A 21,906-nucleotide genomic window follows, 5' to 3' on the forward strand; every position below is an offset into this window, starting at 1 on the left:
CTGTGCGAAAGCGAAGCGACAGCAACAAATGTTTTATCTGTGCGAAAGCGAAGCGTCAGCAACAAAGCGAGTAGCCCGTAGCGGAAATCAGATCCTTCTAATTTAATTAGGGTGGATAAAAATGGTTAATCAACACACCTGTAATACTATATCCAATATCCAATCGGGAATAGCTTAAAGACAATAGGCGAGTTGAGAGTTTGCTATCCCATGCCCGTCATATGTAAGGAAATGAGGAGAAAAGATATTGACAATTGGAGAAATAAGGATGCCCCTCAGTCGTTTACTTTTCATAATGCCAACCAGCTTGGTATTCTCCTCGGAATGTCGTTCTCTTTTCCAATAACGCTATTTCTATCCATTGTAGCAATTAATGATTTTTGCAAACAAAACGTCTTCCATACATAATACATCTTTTGGTGTAAACTAATGTATCTGTATATTCCACCTATCATGTTTATTTAAATGCGTTGCTTTCATTATGTAAGACTTTAAGAAGTTCCTCTAGTTGGGGAAAACGTCCATTTTACGGAAATCTAAATTTGATTAATTTGGTCTGAAGCAACTTATTTTCATATTCTAAATTTATTTAGTAATGGTAAAAAAGGTTGCTGTAGACCCACTCGATATTCGTCTGATATCATAGTTGAGTATTTATTGAAGGAAGAAAATTAAGGGTATTTGAGGAGAATTCTTGCCTCATTTTTAGTTGGAAAACTCTTAATCGGAGGTGAGATAAATGGTTAGTGAGAGAGAACAAATCAGTAAAAAAGTTGCATGGATTGCACTTGTATCCAACCTAATTCTAATGATAGGTAAAATCTTCTTTGGTCTTTTTGGGGGGAGTGAGGCTGTTTTTGCAGATGGAATTCACTCTGGGGCAGATGTAGTAGCTTCGATTGCTGTGCTAGCAGTAGTAGGTATCTCTAATAAACCACCTGATAAGGATCATCCCTTTGGGCATGGTAAGGCAGAAGTTATTAGTGAAGCGATCGTTGGAATTATTTTATTATTAGTTTCAATATATATATTAGTAGAAGCAATTTTAGCATTTTTTGAAGAACCTGGTGTACCACAGTACAGTGCATTGATTGCAGCCATAATTTCGTATATAGCGAAAGAAATATTATATAGACACTCCATAAAACAGGGGGAAAAGTGGAATAGTAAAGCTATTATAGCGATTGCGTTAGATCATAAAGGTGATATTGTTGCTTCCCTTGCAGCATTTATTGGAGTCCTCTTAGCGATTATAGGAAATGCAATTGGATGGACATTTTTGTTATACGCGGATGCTATTGCAAGTGCTATAGTAGCTTATTTTATTTTTAGAATCGCAATGGAATTAGTTAAACCTTCTGTTGATGTTTTAATGGAAAAAAGTGTGGATCAGGATCTTTTAGACGAGTATGAAGCCACTATTCATGAATTCTATCAAGTAAAACGAATAGACAAAATCCGTGCAAGAGAACACGGTCACTATAAGCTTCTCGACATTCGTCTATCACTTAATCATGATTTAACAATTAAACAAGGTCATGATATAGCCCGTGAGATAAAAAATAAAATATTAAATAAATACCCAGATGTAGGGGAAGTCCTTATTCATGTAAATCCTTACTATATAGAACCTAATCAAGAGTAGTATTACAAAGTTGCACAGCTTGAATTGTTGCGCTACTATGTATGCAGCTATTGCTTGTTGCTTGTTGCTTGTTTTATAGCTTAAATAACCGCTGTGTTCAGTAATGAGAAATTTATTTTGAAAAAGAGGCTGGAACTTAACTGGTCAAAACCTTAAAAAGCGCGAGAAATCAATTTTAGAAACGTTGATTTCTCGCGCTTTTCTGATGTAAAATTTTTTAATTTTGCTTTGGAAATATACTTATATCCCTGCCTCTTTAATAGCAACAATCTTTGAGAAATGCTCATTTCGTATGCATTGTTGCTATATTAGACAGACGATAGTTAGCTTTGATTAATTTTTTAAAAAGTAGTTTATTTTTGTCCTTGATAATTAATGGCCTCTTTAAATTCTTCGCTAGCAAGGATATTATAAAACATATTTCTACTATTTACGTTTGCTATTGTCCCTGTAATTGTATTGTCGATCCATAAATAGTATTCATCATCGTTTAGTTTGATCTTATATTGCGGAACTACTTTGTTATCTACTTCACCAAATTCTCTAGCTTTTTTAAAAGTTTTCTCTATAATCTTTATATCCTTCGCATCAGATATTAATTGTAATGTGTCAGGTTTTTCTTCTTCGAAATTAATTAATTCTTGAATTTCTATCGTTTTTGTTGTTTCTCCATTACTGTCACAAGCCACTAACCATATAGAACAAATAATTAATAACAATATTGTTTTTATTTTCACCTTATCTTCACCTCTTATATACTATTTCTTCTCCATAATCGTTGAATTAATATATCCCCTTATAAGTACTTCTTCACATTGTAAAAAAAACCTTTCCAATTGTCAGAAAAGCTTTTGATCGTGTTGATCCAAAATTTTACTTGCGTTTTGGATTCTATGCTTAGTTATTTCAACAACTATATTATTCATTGTCATTAGCGCCACAACACAACTTTGGTTAGTAATAGTTCCCTGTATAATAGTTGTATCAACAACTATTATACAGCGCAAATAAACTCACTTAATGATTTACACATAAATAAAAAATAATAGCACGAAACGCCAGAATAATTGGTAAATCATTGATCCTGGCGTTTTTAGTTGCTCGTAAATTAGAAACCTTCAAAAATGGCTCTTCACCAAAAGTCGTGGGTGACAAAATCAGCGACCTGTTTCTAAACGTAAACGAAGGAATAAACGGTCTTCATTTCGATAGCCAAAACCATGTCTTTTGATGAGTTTAATTTTATTATTCGTGCCTTCCATAATGCCATTCGATAGTGGTGAAATAATGGTATCTAGCAACGCTTCTTCACGTGTTATCAATGTAAAAACTTGTAAGTGAAGATTAATCGAAGAAAATGGGCAAAAAAAGAACAACTAACAATTAAGTTAACTGTTCAAAGGGTTCTATAAAAATGAATGATAATTAGGCGTTCATATCAACAAGTTTTACTTGATAATTTTCTTCAGAAGTATCTACAACAGCAGAGATTTTCTTTTCCTCATTACCAACAACATGACCTTCTAAATATACTTCATGTGTTGCATATTCGCCTGAAGAGCTAACTTCATTTATTATAACATCGATATTGTTTTCGTTTTTAAAATGCTCAACTGTAGCTTGTTTTGCTTTCTCTTTCGTATCTGACCATGCTTCTTCAGTAAATTCCTTAGGCATACCCTGGTCAATAATGAAAAAAGCCGAAAGAGCTAGAACAATAATTGTAATTCCACCAAAAATAGATAAAAATTTTATTAGTTTGTCTTCCATGTAAATTCTTCCTCAAATCATGTTTTCTTATTTTTTTCCAACAATAGCAATTCTAAAACACAATTTTAGTTTTAACAATTAAATTTTGGTGACATGAAACTTATAATTTTGTAAGTTTTAGTTTCACTGAACACTTCGAGGAAAGAAACTATAAAAAGGGTCACTTGGGATAGGAGTGACCCTAAGTAACAAAATTAGGAGGTGTAAGGCTAAATTAGCTTTACATACTATTAATATGCCGTGATAGCGTAGTTTGTATAGTTCATAGCCTGAGAAATAGATTTAAAATAAAAAAGATCTGATATGATTCTTACCGAAATTTAAAGAATGACCTATACTTAATTTTTTATAAATTTAATCCAAATCTCTTTAATTCAATAAAAACACCTTCCAATTGTTTTCCTTTTTCCGTTAACGTATATTCCACACGAGGGGGAACCTCTGGAAATATCTTTTTTTTCAATATCCCATGATCTTCTAGTGTCTTAAGACGGAGTGAAAGTGTTTTCGGGCTAATTCCATTCATTGATTTCAATAGGTCACTGAATCGCATCGTTCCTTCTATAAGCAGATCGCGAATAATTAAAAAGGTCCATTTAGTCCCAATCACGTCGAGCGTTTTAGCAATGGGGCAAGTTTCACCTGGTACTCCTTTGGTTAATACAACTGGCTCAATAACACTCATCTAAACATCTCCCCAAAATTTTTTGACTAATTTACCTTATCATATCACAATAGTATACTTTCAGAAACTTTATGAATTAAATATCACTACTTCCATAAATGAAGTTACTATATATATAATATCGTTGAACTTATTATTCCCTCCCTTATGGAGGAGGTGATCAAAATTATTGCAAGATATCAACGAAACCAGCTACCGTTTATACTCAGTGCTTTGCTATTGGTACGTCATCAGGGGGATTCTTCTGAGATGTAGCAAACGATTTGAATTTTACCTTAAGTAGAGTTGGGTTATTGGTTACCAGTTACACGATAAGCGGTATTTTAAGAATTGAATTGTAATGAAGGAGCAAGAACAAGATGAAAAATATACTTATTATTAACGGCCATCAGAAGTATAGTTCAGCAGAGGGGAAATTGAACCAAACATTGATGAACAAGTTGGTCAGTTTTTTAAGTGAAAAGAACAATGTAAAAACAACAATTATTCAAAACGGATACAAAATCGAAGAAGAACAACAAAAATTTATTTGGGCTGATATTGTCATTTACCAAACACCTATCTATTGGTTCAGTGTCCCAGGCTTATTGAAGACGTATATGGATGAAGTATATGCTTATGGTTTATTTTTTAAGGGTGCTGATCAGTATGGAAAAGGCGGGTTATTGACTGAAAAGAAATATATGTTTTCGACTACCTGGAATGCTCCTGAAAAAGCATTTAACGATCCAAATCAATTTTTTGAAGGGGGCAGCCTAGAAGATGCATTAAGTCATTTACATCGTATACATAAATTTCTCGGAATGAAACCTTTAAATAGTTTCTCTTGTTATGATGTAGTCAAAAATCCGCAGGTTGAAAAGTTTGTATTCGACCTTGAAAAACACCTGCAAGAAGTATTGAATTATTAATCTATTAAGTAAACTCATAGGGGGCAAAAAAACATGTTAAAAGATAAAAAAGTTGTAATTATCGGAGGAAGTTCTGGGATTGGTTTAGAATCAGCTAAGCAGCTAATAGCTCAAGGAGCAGAAGTAATCATTGCCAGCCGTTCCGAAGATAAATTACAGAATGCAAAAGAGCAACTAGGAGCTAGAGCAACGGCTTATACTCTAGATACAACGCAAGAACATCAAGTCCAGTCTTTCTTTGAAAAGATCGGCCAGTTCGATCATCTTGTGGTAAGCGCGGCAGAAACATCCGGCGGGTCATTCCTCCAAACGGATACAGCCCAAGCCCGACAACTGTTTGAAAACAAATTTTGGGGACAATATTATGCAGCGAAATACGGTGCTTCAAAAATTTCACCAAACGGTTCAATCACTTTATTCTCTGGGGTTGTAGCTTACAAGTCTATGATTGGTTCAGCAATTCTAGGTGCAGTCAATGCGGCTGTTTCGAATCTGGGCCAGACTTTGGCATTAGAGCTTGCTCCGATCCGAGTGAACATCGTTTCACCCGGTATAATTGATACACCTTCCCGTAGCAAAATGCCAGAAGAAGCTCGTAATAATTTCTATGCTACTATTGAAAACAAACTTCCTGTGAAACGAATAGGAAGAACTGAAGATGTTGCACAAAGCGTACTATATTTGCTACAAAATAGTTTCGTGACTGGAACCGTTCTTCATGTAGAAGGCGGCCACATTTTAGCTTAAGCCGGAAGCTGAGGGAAAATATATCCCCTAAACAAGAAAAAACACTAGTCTTTTTGTAGAACTATACGAAAGGCTAGTGTTTTTTTATGAATCTTTCCATCACTGAGGAGAAAGAATTTACAACCTTTAAAATGGCTCATCACCAAAAGTTGTGGATGACATTTTTTAAAATATATGGGCTGTATATTAGTTGATTGTAGTGGAGACTTGGCGACTCCTTGGGGATCAGCGTCACAGATGAGACCCTGGAGCGAGCAACGCGAGTGAAGCGGCTCATCGGACGCCCCCAGGAAAGCGCCCAGTCGGAACGGAAATCAACCACACGTTTTGGTGAAGAGCCTTTAAAATCTAAAAATTGAAAAAATATCCACAATACCTTATCATAGTGATGTAAGTGCTTTCATTGAAAAGTGAGGAGGATGACGGTGTTAAGAGCATTAAAAGTAGGTCTAATTATTGAACGAGGTAATCGAAAAAATTTAGTCGCACTAGTCGCTGTTGTTATAATCGTTTTTGGCTTTATGTTTTATATAAAAGCACAAGCTGTTGGTAATCAACTAGTCGAGAAAAAGGGTGATTATTATTCAGCACAAGCAATACTATCAAAGTTTCAAATTAAGGATGCTTCAGAAACAGGTGACGGAAGCGACTTATATAAAAATTTAACTAAACAAAAAAGCAAAATTGCTTTACAAATAGCAGCTTTAACGATGGACAGAAAATCTATGTATTATGAGACTTCATTTCAACTCGCAGAATTAAGGCAAGAGGCATTCGAATTAGAAGGATACGAGAATATTGCAGAATTATTACCTTCTAAAGTGCAAAATTCTATGGACTACCTTTATTTTAAGTGGATGATTGATGAGGGAAAGGATACAATATCCGATTTATTTCAGTACGTACCGTTTTTGTTATTTTTCTTTATGCACGTTGGAGCAGGTTGGTACATATTTATTAGCTTCCATACAAGTTCTATTTTACTAGATGACTTTGAACACTCTAGTATAATTAAGGGCTTTCCTGTCCGATTTGATCACTATATTTTGTCTAAATGCATGATTACTTTTTTATCTATAGTTACAAGCATTTTGCTCATTTTTATTTGCGCAATTCCATTGTGGATCATAAATGGACCTGGTAACCCATTAGAGCCTGTAGGGATATATGTAGGAAATGCCACATTAATATCTTCGATTCAATATATTGCGATGAGCGTTGGTTATATGCTATTAATTTCAATCTTTGTCATGCTGTTGTCGATTATTTTAAATGTGTTACTGAAAAATATGTATTTAACATTATTTGTACACTTTATTTTATTCTTTTTACCGATGATTTTCCCATCTCTTATTAGTTTAATTCCCTATAATCCTTTTAATTTCATGAACTTCAATGATATTTTACGAGGCTTACCAGTAGATTTAGTGAAGCCTGTTGATATTACTATGAATTTAGGCTTAGCCATCATCTGTATAAGTATTATTTTAATGCTATTCGTTATTAAAACATTCTTCTCAACAGGAAAAATCAATAGGGCATAGGGGGGTATTATAAGCATGTTCAGTTATTTTAAATTTGAATTCAAGCAGTTTTTTACGAATAAGAAAAACATAGCAATCTATTTTTTGCTTGCATTTGCGACCTTTTTTTATGTATTTAAAATAGCGCCAACTTACAATCCGATTGAAAATGTTGACTATGATGAAATTGAGGCGCGCTATTTAACACGTCAGGAATTTTTAGATCATATGGAAGGACAAGATTTAATAGGACTTCATCCTTCCGTTTTTTATGCAATTGAAATATTTAAGCAAATTAACCCTATAGATAAAGGAAGATTAGATGCATTAGATGAGGGGAATTTTAAAAAATATGCAGATTTAACTAGCGAATGGTACTTCTTGACGAATTCGATTACATATAGAAATGAGGCATTTTCATATAACTCGAGGTATTTTACAAAAAATAACAAACACGCAGAAGATGATGCCTTTTACGCCTATTTAGATCATGCTGTCCGTTATGATGCTTATTCGAAAGCAGATTATGAGTTATCATTGGAAGTTTTTGAACAACGCACAGCGCTTCAAACGTTCGAACGCTTATTAAATGGAGTACTTCCGATTATTTTAATTGTCTGTGTACTTCTTTTATCAATTGATATTGTTAAAAAAGATCAACGTCATCCATCTATTTTAAAGGGATTCCCAATTAGTGATTGGAAAAAGCTACTTGTGAAAATGTTTGTTGCACTACTAGGTAGCGTAGTATTATTTGTACCGCTTATAGTTGGCTTTTTTATCATAGGCCTACAATCTGGTTTTGGGAATTTCAATTTACCATCTCCTATGTATGCTGCTCATCTTGATTGGCGTAAGGATGGTAAATTTGAAATGATGACATTAGGTACGTTTTTAGTACAATCCTTAACTTTGCTTTTTACTTGGTTTATCGTCATTATTAACGTTGTGCTATTATGCAGTATTATATTCCGCAATGAGATGGTAAATTTCGCTGTTGGCTTGCTTCTTATTTTTGGCGAGAATTTTTATGCCAGCCGTTACGTCGGCTATTTCTGGGACATTCAAAACTATCCGACATCTTACATTCAAGTAGGACAAATTATTTCAAAAAGGCGAAATTTTTATTATATGAACAATGATTTAGATTTTACTTTAGGATTACAGCTGTTATTTGGACTAGCGGGAGTTGTCATTTTTTTAATGATACTTATTGCATTGAATAGGCGATATAAGTTAATTAAATAGGGAGGGGTAAAGATGCTTGAAGTTCAAAATATTACCGTACAATTTGGGGAAATTAAAGTGTTAAATGATATTTCAATGACATTTGAGCAAGGTGAAATGATCGGGCTTGTTGCACCAAATGGAACAGGAAAATCCACATTTATGAATGTGTTGATGAATTATGTGAAACCTAAGACAGGAAAGGTAGTATTTAAAGATGGCCTAAGCTATTCAAATAAATCAAATGAAGTGAAAATTCATAAATTCGTATCGATGATGCCAGACCAAAGTGACTTGTACAATCACTTAAGCGGGCGCGAGCATTTAAAAATGTTTGCTACAATGTGGCAATCCGATTTAAAACTGATTGATGAAACAATCGAAGCATTAAATATGGGGCATTATGTGAATAAAAAAACAGGCACGTATTCCCTTGGTATGCGCCAGCGTCTATGCTTTGCAATGCAAATTGTCTCAAATACGGAAATTATGATGATGGACGAAGTAATGAACGGCCTTGACCCAAATAATGTAGAAATTATTTCGAAAATATTAGTAGAAAAAAAGGAGGAAGGTAAGATTATTATTATCGCCTCCCATTTACTAGATAATTTAGAGAAATATGCAGACCGAATTTTCTTATTTAACAATGGAAAACTAGTGAATACCAATCAAATTATAGAAGGTTTTAGTCAAGCGGATATTAAAACTATTCGGGTGAAAAATATGGAAAATGATACTAAAATACAACTTCACGAGCTATTTCCTAATATAGAACTTCAAACACTTACAAACGGAATGTCACTAATTCATTTACCAAGTTCTGAAGCAAGTTTGTTAAGTTCGCTTACATCTTTTTTAGTTGAGAGAAATGTGGTGGATTTTGCATTTGGAAAAGTTACATTGAATGATTTGTATTCTATGTATTATCATGAAGATCAAAATGTGACAGCCAGTTAAATAAGAAAGAGCTATCAAAGATGGAAAGTTGTTCTCAGGTGTTTTCCTTGCTTTGATACTGATCATTACTTCAGGCCCTACTTATACAGCAAAAGCAAACATCCAAACAGGTAATTTTTCTTAATAATTGTGACTCTCTTGCCCGACGTTTAACTGTTGAAATTATTGTACTAACGGAGAGCAGACTAACCAACGCCTAAAAATGCTTAATTCGTATATGCTGCCAAAGTAGTAGCAAATGAGGGCATTATATATATTAGAGCGTATTCCAACTAAGCCAGCACTTTGCAATCAATTTTAGCTTTATCTATTAAATTTCTGTATCATACCATGTTGACAATCTAATATTTTTTTATTATTATTTTAAAAACGTTAAGCAAACAATTTTATTTCGTATAACCCCAATAATATGGTTTGGGGGTCTCTACCAGGAACCGAAATTCCTGATTACGAAGAAAGTACAAAACTTGTATTTTCTTTGTAGTCAGGAATTTTTTTGTGTTTCAATCTAAAAATTTATTTCAGGAGGTCAAAGATGAACTTTTTAGCATTGCCCAAAATTGAACTTCACTGTCATTTGGACGGAAGCTTAAGGGCTGAAACTATTATCGATATTGCACAGAAGGAAGGCATTCAGTTACCTTCTTTTGATAAGGATGAACTGCAAAAGGAGCTGATTGCTCCGTTAGAATGTGAATCCCTGGATGAGTATTTAAAAAGATTTTCTCTTCCTAATTTGGTCATGCAGTCCAAGGAGAACTTAAGAAGAATTACTTTTGAGCTATTTGAGGATGCAACAAGAGAAAATGTGAAATATTTAGAAGTCAGATTTGCCCCGTTACTTCACACATTACAAGGTCTTAGTGTTGAAGAAGTTATTCAATCTGTTATAGAGGGGATGAGGGACGCTGAAAGCTGTTACGAAATAAAGGGAAATATCATCCTGTCTTGCATGAGGACGATGTCTGTAGAAAGCGCATTTGAAGTGGTTGAAAAGGGGAAAAAGTTCCTTGGTAAAGGTGTGGCGGCAATTGACCTATGTGCATCCGAAGAAGAAGGCTTTTGTGAAAAATTCGTAGATCCAATCTCATTAGCCAAAAAATATGGCTACAGAGTCACTATTCATGCCGGTGAAACGGGAATTGGTAAAAACGTTCTAGAGGCTGTTGAAATGTTAGGTACTGAAAGAATAGGACATGGAGTATTTATTAAAGATTGTGCCGAGGCTTATCAGATTGTGAAAGAAAGACAGATAGTACTTGAAATGTGTCCAACAAGTAATGTCCAGACGAAAGCTGTTCATCATTATTCAGAACATCCGATTTACAAGTTTCATAAAGATGGAATAAAAGTGACATTTAATACGGATAACCGAACAGTATCAGATACTACAATGGCAAAAGAAATCCATTTAGTGAACAACGAATTTAATCTAAGTGAAGAAGATTATCGGCAAATTTATTTAAATAGTGTTGAAGCATCCTTTGCGGATCAAGAAACTAAAGAATGGTGCTTGGCACAATATTAAATATACACGTAAAAATGCATAGGGCTTGGCTAAAGTAACTACGCTTCTGTCGCTTTTCCTTTTAGTCAATCTGCCCCCATTCAAATAAGAGCATGTTTTGATCAATCTTTTTTCAAAACATGCTCTTTAGATTTGTTCTCATATCAAGGTTACTATCATTAATATAATCAAACTTCATTACTAAACTACATGATGTAGTGATTCAGTAAAGGACACGCCATAAATAAAAGGTAGCATATGATTCCCAGTTTTTCCACGGAAATGATAGTTCTAAAATTTCATCTTTCGTAGGCTTTCGGTCCATATTACGTAATATTTTTATCGAATTAATAAGACCTACATCATCGATTGGAAAAGCTGTCTGGAACCTAAGGCAGCGCATTAAAACATAGTTGGCTGTCCAAGGTCCGATTCCTCGTATTTTAATTAAACTTTTTTCAGCATCCTTAAAGTTCATGTTCATTAGTTTTTCCCTCGATAATTCTCCACCTGCCATTAATTTAGCAATTCCAATAATATATTCACTTTTTTTTACCGTCATTTTAATATCTGCTAGGTCGGTAGGTGTTAACTGTGCAATTCGTTCGTACGATGGGAATACCCAATACTTTTTACCATTGCATTCGATGGAATCGCCAAATCTTTCTACAAATTGCTTCTTTAAGGTATACGCGAAGGCTAAGTTAATTTGTTGCCCTAAAACTCCCCAACATAAAGCTTCAAATAAATCGGGAATGCCGATAACTCGCAATCCATAGAATTTTTGGGCAGGCATTTTAAGTAATGGGTCTGCTTTTGTCATTTCATAAAATGGCGTTAAATCATTATCAAGATCAAACCATTCATGAATATATTTTACAATTTCTTCGCGCTTCCACTTTTCAATTGGTCTTGAATCATTTAGGAATTGAACAACCATTTGTTTATGATTGAGTACGCTTATCTGTACTAAGGACCGAATTTCCCCAATGGCTATAACTTTTGTAATGATATCGTTCTCTACTTCATACATACATTCATTTTTTTCCCTTGTTAGATAGCCTAGGTTAGCCTTCATGTCGAAATTGTCTGGTAATGCAATTACAATAACATTATTTACTTCATGCCATATCATTTTGTTATTCTCCTCATCGATTTTCTATAATTTTACTTTATCACAGAATCATCTACCCTAATTTTGTTATCTTGCTATTACATTCTAAACACCTTATTTTTTTCTAATTATGAGGTTATAGTGTTAATTATCAAGAATGCTAAATAGGAGTTGATAAAAATGGTCCAACATATAAAAACACGTGTCGAGAGCTTAAACTGGGATTCAATTCAACATGAATTAGATGAGCAAGGATTCGCAAAGCTTCCGGTGATTTTAACTAAAGAGGAATGTGAATTCTTCATAGACTTGTATCATGAGGAAGAGCCATACAGAACGACAATCAATATGACGAGATATCGTTTTGGGAATGGGGAGTACAAATATTTTTCCTATCCGTTACCAGAAATCATCCAAAGTTTAAGAGAGTCCTTTTATGTAGAATTGGCCAAAACAGCCAATCGATGGTTGGGTTATTTAAAGAAAACAGAACAGTTTCCAGATCATCTTCAAGATTTTTTGAACACCTGTGAAAAATATGAACAAACTAGACCAACACCTTTACTATTAAAGTATGAAACAGGCGGGTTTAATTGTTTGCATCAAGATTTATATGGCGATATATTTTTCCCGTTTCAAGTAGTATTTGTATTAAATCAACGTGAAAAAGACTTTTGCGGTGGAGAATCTCTATTAGTGGAACAAATTCCACGTGCTCAGAGTAGGGGACATGTCATCACTTTAGAACAAGGCAGTGCGCTGATATTTCCTACTAATCATAGACCTGTTCTAGGTAAAAAAGGATATTACAAAAATACGGTTCGTCACGGCGTAAGCACGGTTACTTCTGGAGAACGGTACGGTCTTGGAATTATTTTTCACGATTCTAAATAAAAATTAACTTCAATATCTTGCTATTACATTCCCAGAACTATACATTCTGAATTTATAGGGAGTATATTGTAAGAAGAGGTGATGTCAATGCTGGATAGTATTAATAACGGACATAGAATTTCGAATGATGAAGAAATGATAACAGATGAAAAGTGGCAAGCAATTATCAATAATGATGCAGCGTACAATCATCGATTTTTCTACGCTGTAAAGTCGACAGGGATATTTTGTAAACCCTCCTGTAAATCTCGCGTTCCGAAAAAAGAAAATGTATGTATTTTTCAAAACGCAGAACAAGCTCTCCGCGCAAATTTTCGCCCTTGCAAGCGTTGTAAGCCCACTAATGAAAATCTGCCTGATAGTGAGTGGGTTGATTTAATTACTGAATACATTGATAAAAATTTTACAGAAAAATTAACGTTAGAATCGTTAGCAACTATTTGTCATGGGAGTCCGTATCATATGCATCGAACATTTAAAAAGATAAAAGGCATTACGCCGGTTGAGTATATACAACAAGTTAGAGTACAAGCGGCTAAAAAGTATTTGATTCAAACAAATAAAGCGATTGGAGATATCGCTATATGTGTGGGTATGGCTAACGCGCCTTATTTTATTACTTTATTTAAAAAGAAAACTGGACAGACGCCAGCGCAATTTCGTCAACTGAGTAAAATGGAGGAAAAGTACAATGAAAACAAAGAATAGACCAACCCTATATTGGTCTTTACTAAAGTTTAAGGATTGGCATTTTTATATTGCTTCAACTTCAAAGGGTCTTATGTTTGTAGGTTCACAGAACAAACCATTCGAGGAATTGTTCGAATGGGCGAAGAAACGCTTTCCAGGAAGTCCTCTTGTTGAAGATGATGAAAAGCTTGAACCCTATGTCGTTGAAATCATTCAGTATCTAGAAGGAAAGCGGAAAACCTTTACTGTTCCATTTGAGTACGTAGGTACGCAATTTCAACTTGCAGTCTGGAATGCGCTTTGTGAAGTTCCTTATGGACAGACGAAATCTTATTCCGACATTGCAAATGCTATAAATAAACCAGCAGCTGTTCGTGCTGTAGGAGCGGCTATTGGGGCTAATCCGGCATTAATTACTGTACCGTGCCATCGTGTAATAGGAAAGAATGGCTCATTAACTGGTTATCGAGGCGGATTAGAAATGAAGACACTGCTCCTGGATCTGGAAAAGCAAGCTTCATCTAGCCATGAGTAATTATTACCAAACAATGAATGGAGGTTACGTCTTGAAAAGTGAATTATTTTATAAAAATCCGAAAACCATTCTGAATAAAGGGACTGGCTTTCTTTCTGGCTATACACATTCACTGAATCCATATACAGGCTGTTCATTTGGGTGTTCCTATTGTTATGTACGCCAAATGCCAGTATCACTTTTTCGTAAAGGAGAATGGGGAAATTGGGTCGATGTTAAAAACGGAGCTGCGAATTTATTAAAAAAGGAGCTTCGTCGCGCCAAAGCCAAAGGGAATGTAACCATTTTTATGTCATCAAGTACAGATCCGTATCAACCAATAGAACATAAGGAAAATGTGACGCGATCTTTACTAGAAGTTATGGTAGCAGATCCTCCTGACTTCCTATTAGTACAGACTAGAAGCCCACTTGTAAGTCGAGATATCGATTTGCTGCAACATTTTAAAGATAAAGTTCGAGTAAGTATGACTATTGAGACAGATTCAGAAACAATCCGTAAACATTTTACGCCAAAGGCACCTCCAATCCAGGCGCGCTTTAAAACATTGGAACAATTAGCGGCGAAGGGAATACCGACCCAAGTTGCTATAGCCCCTATCTTACCGAGTGGGGAATACTTTCCTATGAAATTGAAGCCATTCGCCGATCGGATATGTATGGACGACTTCTTCATGGGCGATGGCAGTGGTGGAAAACGCACAAGAAAACTAGGTATTGAGAAAAAATATGCCCAACTTGGTTTAGAAGAATGGTATGGACCACATGTAATTAAAAAAGTATATAACCGATTTATTGAAATCTTTCCGGAAAATCACGTTTATGTGAGCCAGGCTGGTTTTGAGCCGTGAAAAATAGGAAGTAATTGTATGTATAAATAGAGTTAGAAAATTCGGAATATTTTGATTTCTGATTCATTCTTTATAAATTCGAATTATTGGAGGCGTCTTATGAAAAATAAAAAAAACTTTAATTTTTACAAGCTTTGGCTAGGACAGTCTATAAGTTTGTTAGGTACCCAGTTTACAGTAGTAGCTTTGCCTCTTTTTGCATTAGAGGTGCTAGAAACAAGTGAGGCGAATGCTGCCTTGCTTCGAGGGATTATATTCATACCCTACCTAATTTTCGGATTAGTAGCCGGTGCTTTAATAGACATCCTTCATAGAAAAAAGGTTTTGCTAATTAGTAGTATATGTCAAGGCGTTTTATTTTTATCTGTATTCATACTGACTGGAACAAATATAATAACGTTCCCTTTATTGATGTTTCTCATGTTTTTAAATGGAATATTTACAACGTTCTACAATATCGCAATTCCTTCTTTCTTACCCGAAATAATAACAGATAAAGACGACTTAAAAAGAGGAAATGCTCAACTAGCCCTTTCGGAGTCTCTTTCTATAGTAATTGGCCCTATGCTAGCAGGAATCGTTATTACTCTAGTTGGATTAACAGGCTTATTCACTGTTGACGCAGTAACGTATTTTGTTTGTTTTGTGTGTATATTATTTATTTCAAGTTTTAAACCACATACAGAAGGCTCTTTAAAAAACGTCAATATAAAATCGATCTATAAAAACATATATGAAGGTTTGTTATTTTTTAAAAACCACCCTGTGTTGGAGCCAATTGTAAGCTGTGGCGCTGTTTACGGTTTTTTTAAATACATACTAAATAGCATTTTAGTCATATTCCTTTATAAGGTAATGGGTCTATCTGAACTTGAAATAGGCTTTGTTGTAGGTTCGGCAGCGGTAGGATTTTTAATAGGCAATACGATACTCGTAAAAAAGAGTCAACAATTTAATAATACAAAAATGCTTATTTATAGCGCTACTGTATCAGTTATCGGTCTAGCCTTTATACCGATAATGGGCTATTTAGGAACCGTTTACGGTATAGTAGCTGCAAGTATCATACATGGTATGGGAGAAGGTGTATTTGGCCCTTACGCCGCAACCATACGACAGCTTGCCTCACCAAGTCACATGCTTGGCAGAGTAAATGCTGTACAGCGTACCCTTAATTGGGGAGCTTGGGCATTAGGAAGTTTTGCAAGTGCTTTTTTAGTTTCTATATTTGGGCTTCAAACTACATTATTTATAGGGGGCTTCGGAACAACATTGTGTTTAATAGTGTTGTTAAGGCGAGGCATATCAAAAGGAATCAACATTGAATATACGACTTCAATTTAGAGGAGATGATTATAATGTATAAGGTATCAAAAGGAACTGACATAGAAAATACACAACACATTTTATTTATAGGAGGATGGACAAAGCCTATACAAGATGCTATAGATAGGGGGTATACTGTTTCGTATATAGGGTCTTACACTAAACACATATATTTCGATGGAACTATCTTAGAAAAGTGTTTCTATAAAAAAGAAATAGACACAACAAACATACCCGTCTGTGTGTACTATGCTGAAGAATTGTACATAGAGAAACCGTTTGATATGGTTGTATCTTTCAACGAAGCAGCCTTAGATACTGCTAGCATAATTGCAAAAATTTTTAATGTTAACGGATTTTCTTTCAACGCAAATATGATAACCCGTAATAAAGACATGATGCGTGAAGTTCTAGCAGGCAAAGACTTTTCGATAGATTCGATCGTTTGCAACAACATAAAAGACATTGATGAATTTTTGAACAAAAAAGAAAGTATTATAATAAAGCCCCCGATTGGTGCAGGTGGTAAAGGAGTATCTAAGCTAGACATAGAAGATGACGTAGAGGCATTTATTAAAGATAACGGTATTCAATTACCTATTTTAGTGGAAGAGTATATTGAAGGTGACGTAGTTTATACGGTCGAAGCCGTTTCTTCTAACAAAAAACATTCTATACTAGCTATATCAGCTGAAATATTTAAAGAAGATACGTTTTTAATAAACTATACTATTATGCCGGCACCTATAGATGACTCTCAAAAAAAATTAATCATTGAGAAAGTAATGCTATTTTTGGACGACATGCAACTGGAAGATGGCATTACTCATACAGAGGTAAAGATAGGAAAACAAAATAAGCCAATAATCATAGAGTCTCAAGTGAGGATAGGTGGCGGTAACATTTGGAAAATGGTAGAACTAACAACTGGCATATCTCAATTTGGATACTATTATGATGCGATAGCTACTAAGACTATAGATGAATTTAGATGTGTACCCTCAAAATGTCAAGCTATGTCTTTAAGCTTGATTCCAAAACCAGGTTACTTAAAAGAAATCAAGTATGAAGGGTTAGCTAACATATCCGAGGTCGTATTAATTGATCTATTAGTAAAAGAGGGCGACACCATACCAACTATTGTAGACAGTACAGGGCGCAAAGGATATATATTATTTACGGCTAATGATATACAACATATGTACGAAGTTGCAGATAAAATATGTGACAATATAACATTTGTTTATCAGGATTTGTCAGAATGGAAACCTTCTTTTAAAAAATTATTTTAAAAGGAATGTGGTACATGACTGGTCTATGTCAAGAAAAAGGACAATTTAAACCACGTATGTCTATTAACCAAAATAGAAAGACTAATCTCGTGAAAGCTTTTCAAAAATGAAACCACTTTAGAAAACCATCGAGGGTAAGTTGCTTTCAAAAAGAGTAGGTAGTATTTTCGCCATAAAATAGATATTGAATTAGCCGAATTCATAGAACCACCAGACTTTGTGTCTGGTGGTTTTTCTCGTTCTTCACAGCATCAAGAAAATGAAGTATTAGAAACTGAGTTAGAATATCTCTTACGGATTATATAAGAGAATTCGTTATGTTAATCGTAAAACAGACAACTACGGTGCTATCAAATATGTCTGATAATAAAGGTTTTTATATACTATTCTATTTAAATTTATCTTACCTTTATTAATTCAAATCTATATTTCCTGACTTCGTTACAATTTGCATCTTATGATCACCATTACCTGAAATACCCTGTAATTCCTTTTTTGTCTTTGAATTGCCGTTTAGAGTTAAGTCAATTGATTGTCTACCACTGTTTGTATTGATATCTAATTCTAAATTAGGCTGTTCTTCATCAAAATCCACTGATACTTTACCACTTGTGGTTGTTATATTTACATCATTATTCAATTCTATAAAATGAAGTTTAACATTACCGCTGCTTGAGCGTATTTCAATGTCATTTTGAAATAATTCCTTTCCAGTAACATTACCAGAAGATCCATCAAGAATTATTTTCCCTTTGAATTGCTTAGGTACTTTAACTTCTAAAGTCGGTTTTTTACTAAGGTTAAATAATCTTGTAATATCAGTATCCAATTTAATCGATATCTGTTTTGAAGATTTCTCTACTATTGCACCCGCTCCGTCATCATTAACTGTTAAATTTGCTTCTATTTCATTTGTTTCACTAGGAGAAAACACAACATCTGTACTTGCAAAATTTATCGTAATCTCCTCAATATCTTCTATGGATTCTTTATTTACGATGACTTCTTCCTCCCTTGTTGAACAGCCTGCAAGCATAATTAGTAATAAAAATAAACGAATGGTTGTTTGTTTAATCATTTTCCGCCCTCCTTAAACTGATTTTATTAGATGACGTAAGGTCAGTTTCAAATTTTATGCAACAAGATGTTAAATTGCTTGAAAGTGACGTTGCGTCATCTTTTATACTGTTAGTAGAGCTTTTACTTTAAACTAACTTAAAAGGAGAATCCTGTATGAAAAAAGACGATATTATTATTTATGCTTGCGTTATTATTGGAGCCGGAGTCGGTTTATTGATTGATAATGCTTTTCCAGGGGTACTAATCGGCTTAGGAATTGGTTACCTATTAAAAACCATGTTTTTTAATCATACAAATGAATAAGAAAGTAGGGTATTAACTTGTTTCATATTAACGAATTTAAAAAACTAAGTGGGGTATCAGTTAGAACCTTTAGATATTATGACAAAATTGGACTTCTGAAACCTGTATCAAAAACGGAAGGAGGTCATCGATTATACTCATACACTGAGTTAAAGAAACTTCAGCAAATACAATTCTTAAAAACTATAGGATTTCAATTAGGCGAGATCAGAGAGAAAATAGGCTTTAATTTCTGCATATTAGGAAATGAAATTGTTTTGGCCACAACGTTCTTATTATCGGTTGGTTCCCATAATTTATCGTTCAAATGGGGATTATTCGTTTAAATAATGCTAATTATCGTTTAATGTAGATTTCTTCAGTATTCATGAAAATTATTCCATAAAAAATCAGAAGAACTTGAGAATTGATAAAAAAATAGCTGAAGCAATAAAAGAAGATAAATGAATGATTCATTTTGATGTTTAAATTTGTTAATACATACTGGTAAGCTTAAGAGGTAATTGTTCTATTAGAGCAATCCTTCTTGTATTAAAGGGGTAGTTTAATACAAGAAGGATTCTTTTAATGAAAAGATTAAAGCCAAATGCCTATGTATTGTATCCACTTGGAACACCTTCAAAAGCCACTAATATACCTGTTTGATTAGTGGCATAATTGTTTCTAAATGATTTCCCCCATTATTATTAGGACAACCATTTGTTTTAGGTGAAATTATAGTCTGGACCATCATCCCATCCCCTTGAACTTGCCGAAACAGTGAAAGCGAATAGGTTAGATTTTTACAGATACATAGAAAAATTCCTCACTGAGTGGCCAAATGTGCTATTCCATCAGGACAGGAATAGTTTAAATAAGTTCATAGCCGGGGCAAATCTATCCAATCGACCTGTGGAAACTCAGTAGCTGTATATCTGATAATCTTATCAAAGATATACAGCTACTCGTCATGCGTATCCAGAAGTTTATATTTGTAATGACGATTTCCTAAATAATTAAAAATTTTTTGAACGAAATGAAGCATCGATGAGTCTAATTAAGGAAGGAGGGGAAAAGGATGGAATTTGAAATCGTGCAGCGTGCTATTCGTGGGGATCATCAAGCGATACTTTCACTAATTGAAATGGATGAAGAAATTTTATATCGCATGGCTTTTACATACATGAAAAATGAGCAAGACGCTTTAGACGTGATGCAGGAGCTGGTTTACAAGGCACTTAAAAAAATGCATACCGTACAACAGCACGAATATGCCAGAACATGGCTCGTGCGCGTCTTAATCAATTGTTGTAAAGACCATTTACGAAAACGCCAACCAACCGTTTCAATTGAGGAACATCACCTAGTTGAATGGGTCATCTACTCTGATATGGAGAGGTTATTGGAACATTTATCCTTGTCAGAGCAGCAACTCGTCTATATGAAATATTTTCAGCAACTAAAAAACAAAGAAATTGCCGAGCTAAATCAAATTCCGGAGGGTACTGTAAAGTCTAAGCTTCATCACATACTAAAGAAGCTTAGAAACTTCGCTGGAAAAAAGGAGGACTGGCTATGAGTAAACTACCGATTGACGTTCCAAAGGAGAAACTTCAACAAGTTCGAATGGATATGTATCGTAAAGTACAGCGAGAAAAAAGAACAAAGAAGCGCATTTTTTCGGGTGCAATAGCCTTTTTGTTTTGCTTAAGCTTTTTATTTTCAATTCGTGTTTCTCCTACGATTGCTAGCCATGTTGCAAAAATACCTGGCTTTCAAGCAATTGTATCTGCGGTTGTAAGAGATAAAGGGATACAAGATATTGTCGACAATGAATACTATGAAGAAATCAATGTAACGAAGTCTAAAAATGGTCTATCGCTTACATTGCAAGGCGTGATAGCAGATCATACTGGATTAGTACTTTTCTATGAAGCCGATGCCTCATCTGATATTTCGAAATTAAACTTGGAGGAAGTTCAATTGTTCCAAGGGGACAAAAAAATTGAAGGCGGAGGTTCATTTGACGGGATTACAATAAATCAAACACGCATCTCTTCTTCAGTGGAATATGATTTTGTAGAGCCTTTCGATTATACTTCAAAAGATTTTAAAGCGGTTTTTCATTTTAAAGATAAAGATAAGGGGAACATTGAAATTACGGTACCGTTTACACTACAAAATGAAATCGCAAAGGAGAAAATTTTTACTGCGAATCAAACTGTAAATGTTGGTGGTCAGAAATTTACGATTACACAAATTCGTCGTTCTCCATTAGAAATGGCTCTCGATATTGAAGTAGACGAAGCGAATACGATGGAAATATTATCGTTTGATGATATTGAGGTCGTGATGCAAGATGGAGAGCGAAGAAAAAGCAAACGTCACCCATTATACAAAAATGTTCGTGAAGGGAAATATACGCTATATTTGGAAAGCAATTATTTCCATAATCCAGAGTCACTCAAAATTATAATTGGAGCTGTTCATGCCGTTCCAAAGGGTAAGGATTTTATCGAAGTTGATTTCGGGACAAAAGAAGTACTCTCCAAGCCTGATTATTTCGATTGGGACATTTCCGTAACGCAGCAAGATGTATCAGTTGCTATAGATACACGGGCTGAAAGTAGATTTTTATTGCTAACTGATGCTATAAAAGAAGATGGTACGAGGTTAGCACTTAAAGATGCCAATGTTTCACAAGATGAGCAGTACGTAATTGAGACGACGCAATTTGAAGATTATGATGGCAAAGCAAAAATATATATCAACTATTTCTTCAATCCTATTGGAGAGGATATTGAACTAAATATTCCATTGAAATAAAGTGCGCAGATGTTCAAAAAGAAGAGACTTTTTGAACATCTT

The 21,906-nt window shown here is 34.4% G+C and carries 23 protein-coding genes, 2 pseudogenes and 1 riboswitch; of the genes and pseudogenes, 18 read left to right on the forward strand and 7 right to left on the reverse strand.

The genetic code is table 11. The annotated features are described in order from the left end of the window. Window positions 1-286 precede the first annotated feature (286 nt). Window positions 287-386 (reverse strand): annotated as a pseudogene (locus QRN68_RS27025) (dihydrofolate reductase); the annotation flags it as partial. 353 nt (window positions 387-739) lie between these two features. Between QRN68_RS27025 and QRN68_RS02945 the strand changes: the two are divergent. Next, the gene (locus QRN68_RS02945; protein WP_285395187.1) at window positions 740-1,645 is read left to right on the forward strand and encodes a cation diffusion facilitator family transporter; all 906 of its coding nucleotides are present in this window, start codon (window positions 740-742) and stop codon (window positions 1,643-1,645) included. A 353-nt stretch (window positions 1,646-1,998) separates the two neighbouring features. On the opposite strand, the gene QRN68_RS02950 is transcribed toward QRN68_RS02945, so the two are convergent. From QRN68_RS02950 to QRN68_RS02965, 4 genes are all read right to left on the reverse strand, one after another. Further along, window positions 1,999-2,382, reverse strand: a complete 384-nt coding sequence (locus QRN68_RS02950; RefSeq protein ID WP_285395188.1) for a hypothetical protein — start codon at window positions 2,380-2,382, stop codon at window positions 1,999-2,001. A 420-nt stretch (window positions 2,383-2,802) separates the two neighbouring features. Beyond that, window positions 2,803-3,021, reverse strand: a complete 219-nt coding sequence (locus tag QRN68_RS02955) for a transposase (protein ID WP_481817425.1) — start codon at window positions 3,019-3,021, stop codon at window positions 2,803-2,805. Window positions 3,022-3,070: 49 nt separating this feature from the next. Next, a complete protein-coding gene (locus QRN68_RS02960) occupies window positions 3,071-3,415 on the reverse strand; it encodes a hypothetical protein (protein ID WP_285395189.1) in 345 nt (114 codons plus the stop codon). A 346-nt stretch (window positions 3,416-3,761) separates the two neighbouring features. Next, on the reverse strand, window positions 3,762-4,100 hold the full coding sequence (locus tag QRN68_RS02965) for a winged helix-turn-helix transcriptional regulator (protein ID WP_285395190.1): 339 nt from the start codon (window positions 4,098-4,100) through the stop codon (window positions 3,762-3,764). A 359-nt stretch (window positions 4,101-4,459) separates the two neighbouring features. Between QRN68_RS02965 and QRN68_RS02970 the strand changes: the two genes are divergently transcribed. From QRN68_RS02970 to add, 7 genes are all read left to right on the forward strand, one after another. Continuing rightward, a complete protein-coding gene (locus QRN68_RS02970) occupies window positions 4,460-5,011 on the forward strand; it encodes an NAD(P)H-dependent oxidoreductase (RefSeq protein ID WP_285395191.1) in 552 nt (183 codons plus the stop codon). Window positions 5,012-5,044: 33 nt separating this feature from the next. Further along, window positions 5,045-5,758, forward strand: coding sequence for an SDR family oxidoreductase (locus tag QRN68_RS02975; RefSeq protein ID WP_285395192.1), 714 nt, complete (start codon window positions 5,045-5,047; stop codon window positions 5,756-5,758). Between the two features lie 218 nt (window positions 5,759-5,976). Beyond that, window positions 5,977-6,117, forward strand: a complete 141-nt coding sequence (locus tag QRN68_RS02980) for a hypothetical protein (RefSeq protein ID WP_285395193.1) — start codon at window positions 5,977-5,979, stop codon at window positions 6,115-6,117. Window positions 6,118-6,177: 60 nt separating this feature from the next. Then, window positions 6,178-7,302, forward strand: a complete 1,125-nt coding sequence (locus QRN68_RS02985; RefSeq protein WP_285395194.1) for an ABC transporter — start codon at window positions 6,178-6,180, stop codon at window positions 7,300-7,302. A gap of 15 nt (window positions 7,303-7,317) precedes the next feature. After that, window positions 7,318-8,529, forward strand: a complete 1,212-nt coding sequence (locus QRN68_RS02990; protein WP_285395195.1) for an ABC transporter permease — start codon at window positions 7,318-7,320, stop codon at window positions 8,527-8,529. A 12-nt stretch (window positions 8,530-8,541) separates the two neighbouring features. Continuing rightward, a complete protein-coding gene (locus QRN68_RS02995; RefSeq protein WP_285395196.1) occupies window positions 8,542-9,468 on the forward strand; it encodes an ABC transporter ATP-binding protein in 927 nt (308 codons plus the stop codon). A gap of 371 nt (window positions 9,469-9,839) precedes the next feature. After that, window positions 9,840-9,938, forward strand: a riboswitch (purine riboswitch). Between the two features lie 65 nt (window positions 9,939-10,003). Further along, window positions 10,004-10,996: an adenosine deaminase gene (add, locus tag QRN68_RS03000; RefSeq protein WP_285395197.1), complete on the forward strand. Its 993-nt coding sequence runs from the start codon at window positions 10,004-10,006 to the stop codon at window positions 10,994-10,996. Between the two features lie 202 nt (window positions 10,997-11,198). On the opposite strand, the gene QRN68_RS03005 is transcribed toward add, so the two are convergent. Then, a complete protein-coding gene (locus QRN68_RS03005; RefSeq protein ID WP_285395198.1) occupies window positions 11,199-12,110 on the reverse strand; it encodes a DNA glycosylase in 912 nt (303 codons plus the stop codon). Between the two features lie 159 nt (window positions 12,111-12,269). Between QRN68_RS03005 and QRN68_RS03010 the strand changes: the two genes are divergently transcribed. The 6 genes from QRN68_RS03010 (at window position 12,270) to QRN68_RS03035 (ending at window position 17,676) form a co-directional block, all read left to right on the forward strand. Then, window positions 12,270-12,983 carry a 2OG-Fe(II) oxygenase gene (locus tag QRN68_RS03010; protein WP_285395200.1) on the forward strand — a complete coding sequence of 238 codons (714 nt, stop codon included), beginning with the start codon at window positions 12,270-12,272 and terminating at the stop codon, window positions 12,981-12,983. An 87-nt stretch (window positions 12,984-13,070) separates the two neighbouring features. Next, a complete protein-coding gene (locus QRN68_RS03015; RefSeq protein WP_285395202.1) occupies window positions 13,071-13,691 on the forward strand; it encodes a bifunctional transcriptional activator/DNA repair enzyme AdaA in 621 nt (206 codons plus the stop codon). Beyond that, a complete protein-coding gene (adaB, locus tag QRN68_RS03020) occupies window positions 13,675-14,208 on the forward strand; it encodes a methylated-DNA--[protein]-cysteine S-methyltransferase (RefSeq protein WP_285395203.1) in 534 nt (177 codons plus the stop codon). The genes QRN68_RS03015 and adaB overlap by 17 nt, the downstream gene beginning before the upstream one ends. Window positions 14,209-14,239: 31 nt before the next feature. After that, entirely contained in the window at window positions 14,240-15,058 is an 819-nt protein-coding gene (locus QRN68_RS03025) for an SPL family radical SAM protein (RefSeq protein WP_285395204.1), read from the forward strand. Window positions 15,059-15,130: 72 nt separating this feature from the next. Beyond that, window positions 15,131-16,402, forward strand: a complete 1,272-nt coding sequence (locus QRN68_RS03030; RefSeq protein WP_285395286.1) for an MFS transporter — start codon at window positions 15,131-15,133, stop codon at window positions 16,400-16,402. Window positions 16,403-16,416: 14 nt separating this feature from the next. Beyond that, window positions 16,417-17,676, forward strand: coding sequence for an ATP-grasp domain-containing protein (locus tag QRN68_RS03035; RefSeq protein WP_285395205.1), 1,260 nt, complete (start codon window positions 16,417-16,419; stop codon window positions 17,674-17,676). Between the two features lie 412 nt (window positions 17,677-18,088). Here the strand turns inward: QRN68_RS03035 and QRN68_RS03040 are convergent, their stop codons facing one another. Continuing rightward, the gene (locus QRN68_RS03040) at window positions 18,089-18,754 is read right to left on the reverse strand and encodes a DUF4097 family beta strand repeat-containing protein (protein ID WP_285395206.1); all 666 of its coding nucleotides are present in this window, start codon (window positions 18,752-18,754) and stop codon (window positions 18,089-18,091) included. Between the two features lie 155 nt (window positions 18,755-18,909). Here QRN68_RS03040 and QRN68_RS03045 point away from each other — a divergent pair, with 155 nt between their 5' ends. The 4 genes and pseudogenes from QRN68_RS03045 (at window position 18,910) to QRN68_RS03060 (ending at window position 21,864) form a co-directional block, all read left to right on the forward strand. Then, complete coding sequence (locus tag QRN68_RS03045) at window positions 18,910-19,059, forward strand: hypothetical protein (protein WP_285395207.1); 150 nt, start codon at window positions 18,910-18,912, stop codon at window positions 19,057-19,059. A gap of 17 nt (window positions 19,060-19,076) precedes the next feature. After that, window positions 19,077-19,280, forward strand: a pseudogene (locus tag QRN68_RS03050) (MerR family transcriptional regulator); the annotation flags it as partial. Window positions 19,281-20,116: 836 nt separating this feature from the next. Further along, complete coding sequence (locus tag QRN68_RS03055) at window positions 20,117-20,617, forward strand: sigma-70 family RNA polymerase sigma factor (RefSeq protein WP_285395209.1); 501 nt, start codon at window positions 20,117-20,119, stop codon at window positions 20,615-20,617. Then, window positions 20,614-21,864 (forward strand): DUF4179 domain-containing protein, encoded by a 1,251-nt coding sequence (locus tag QRN68_RS03060; RefSeq protein ID WP_285395211.1) that lies wholly within the window; start codon window positions 20,614-20,616, stop codon window positions 21,862-21,864. The genes QRN68_RS03055 and QRN68_RS03060 overlap by 4 nt, the downstream gene beginning before the upstream one ends. The last annotated feature ends 42 nt before the right edge of the window (window positions 21,865-21,906 follow it).

The sequence above is a fragment of the Lysinibacillus sp. fls2-241-R2A-57 genome (genome assembly GCF_030209535.1).
In the GTDB taxonomy this organism is placed as follows: Bacteria; Bacillota; Bacilli; order Bacillales_A; family Planococcaceae; genus Lysinibacillus.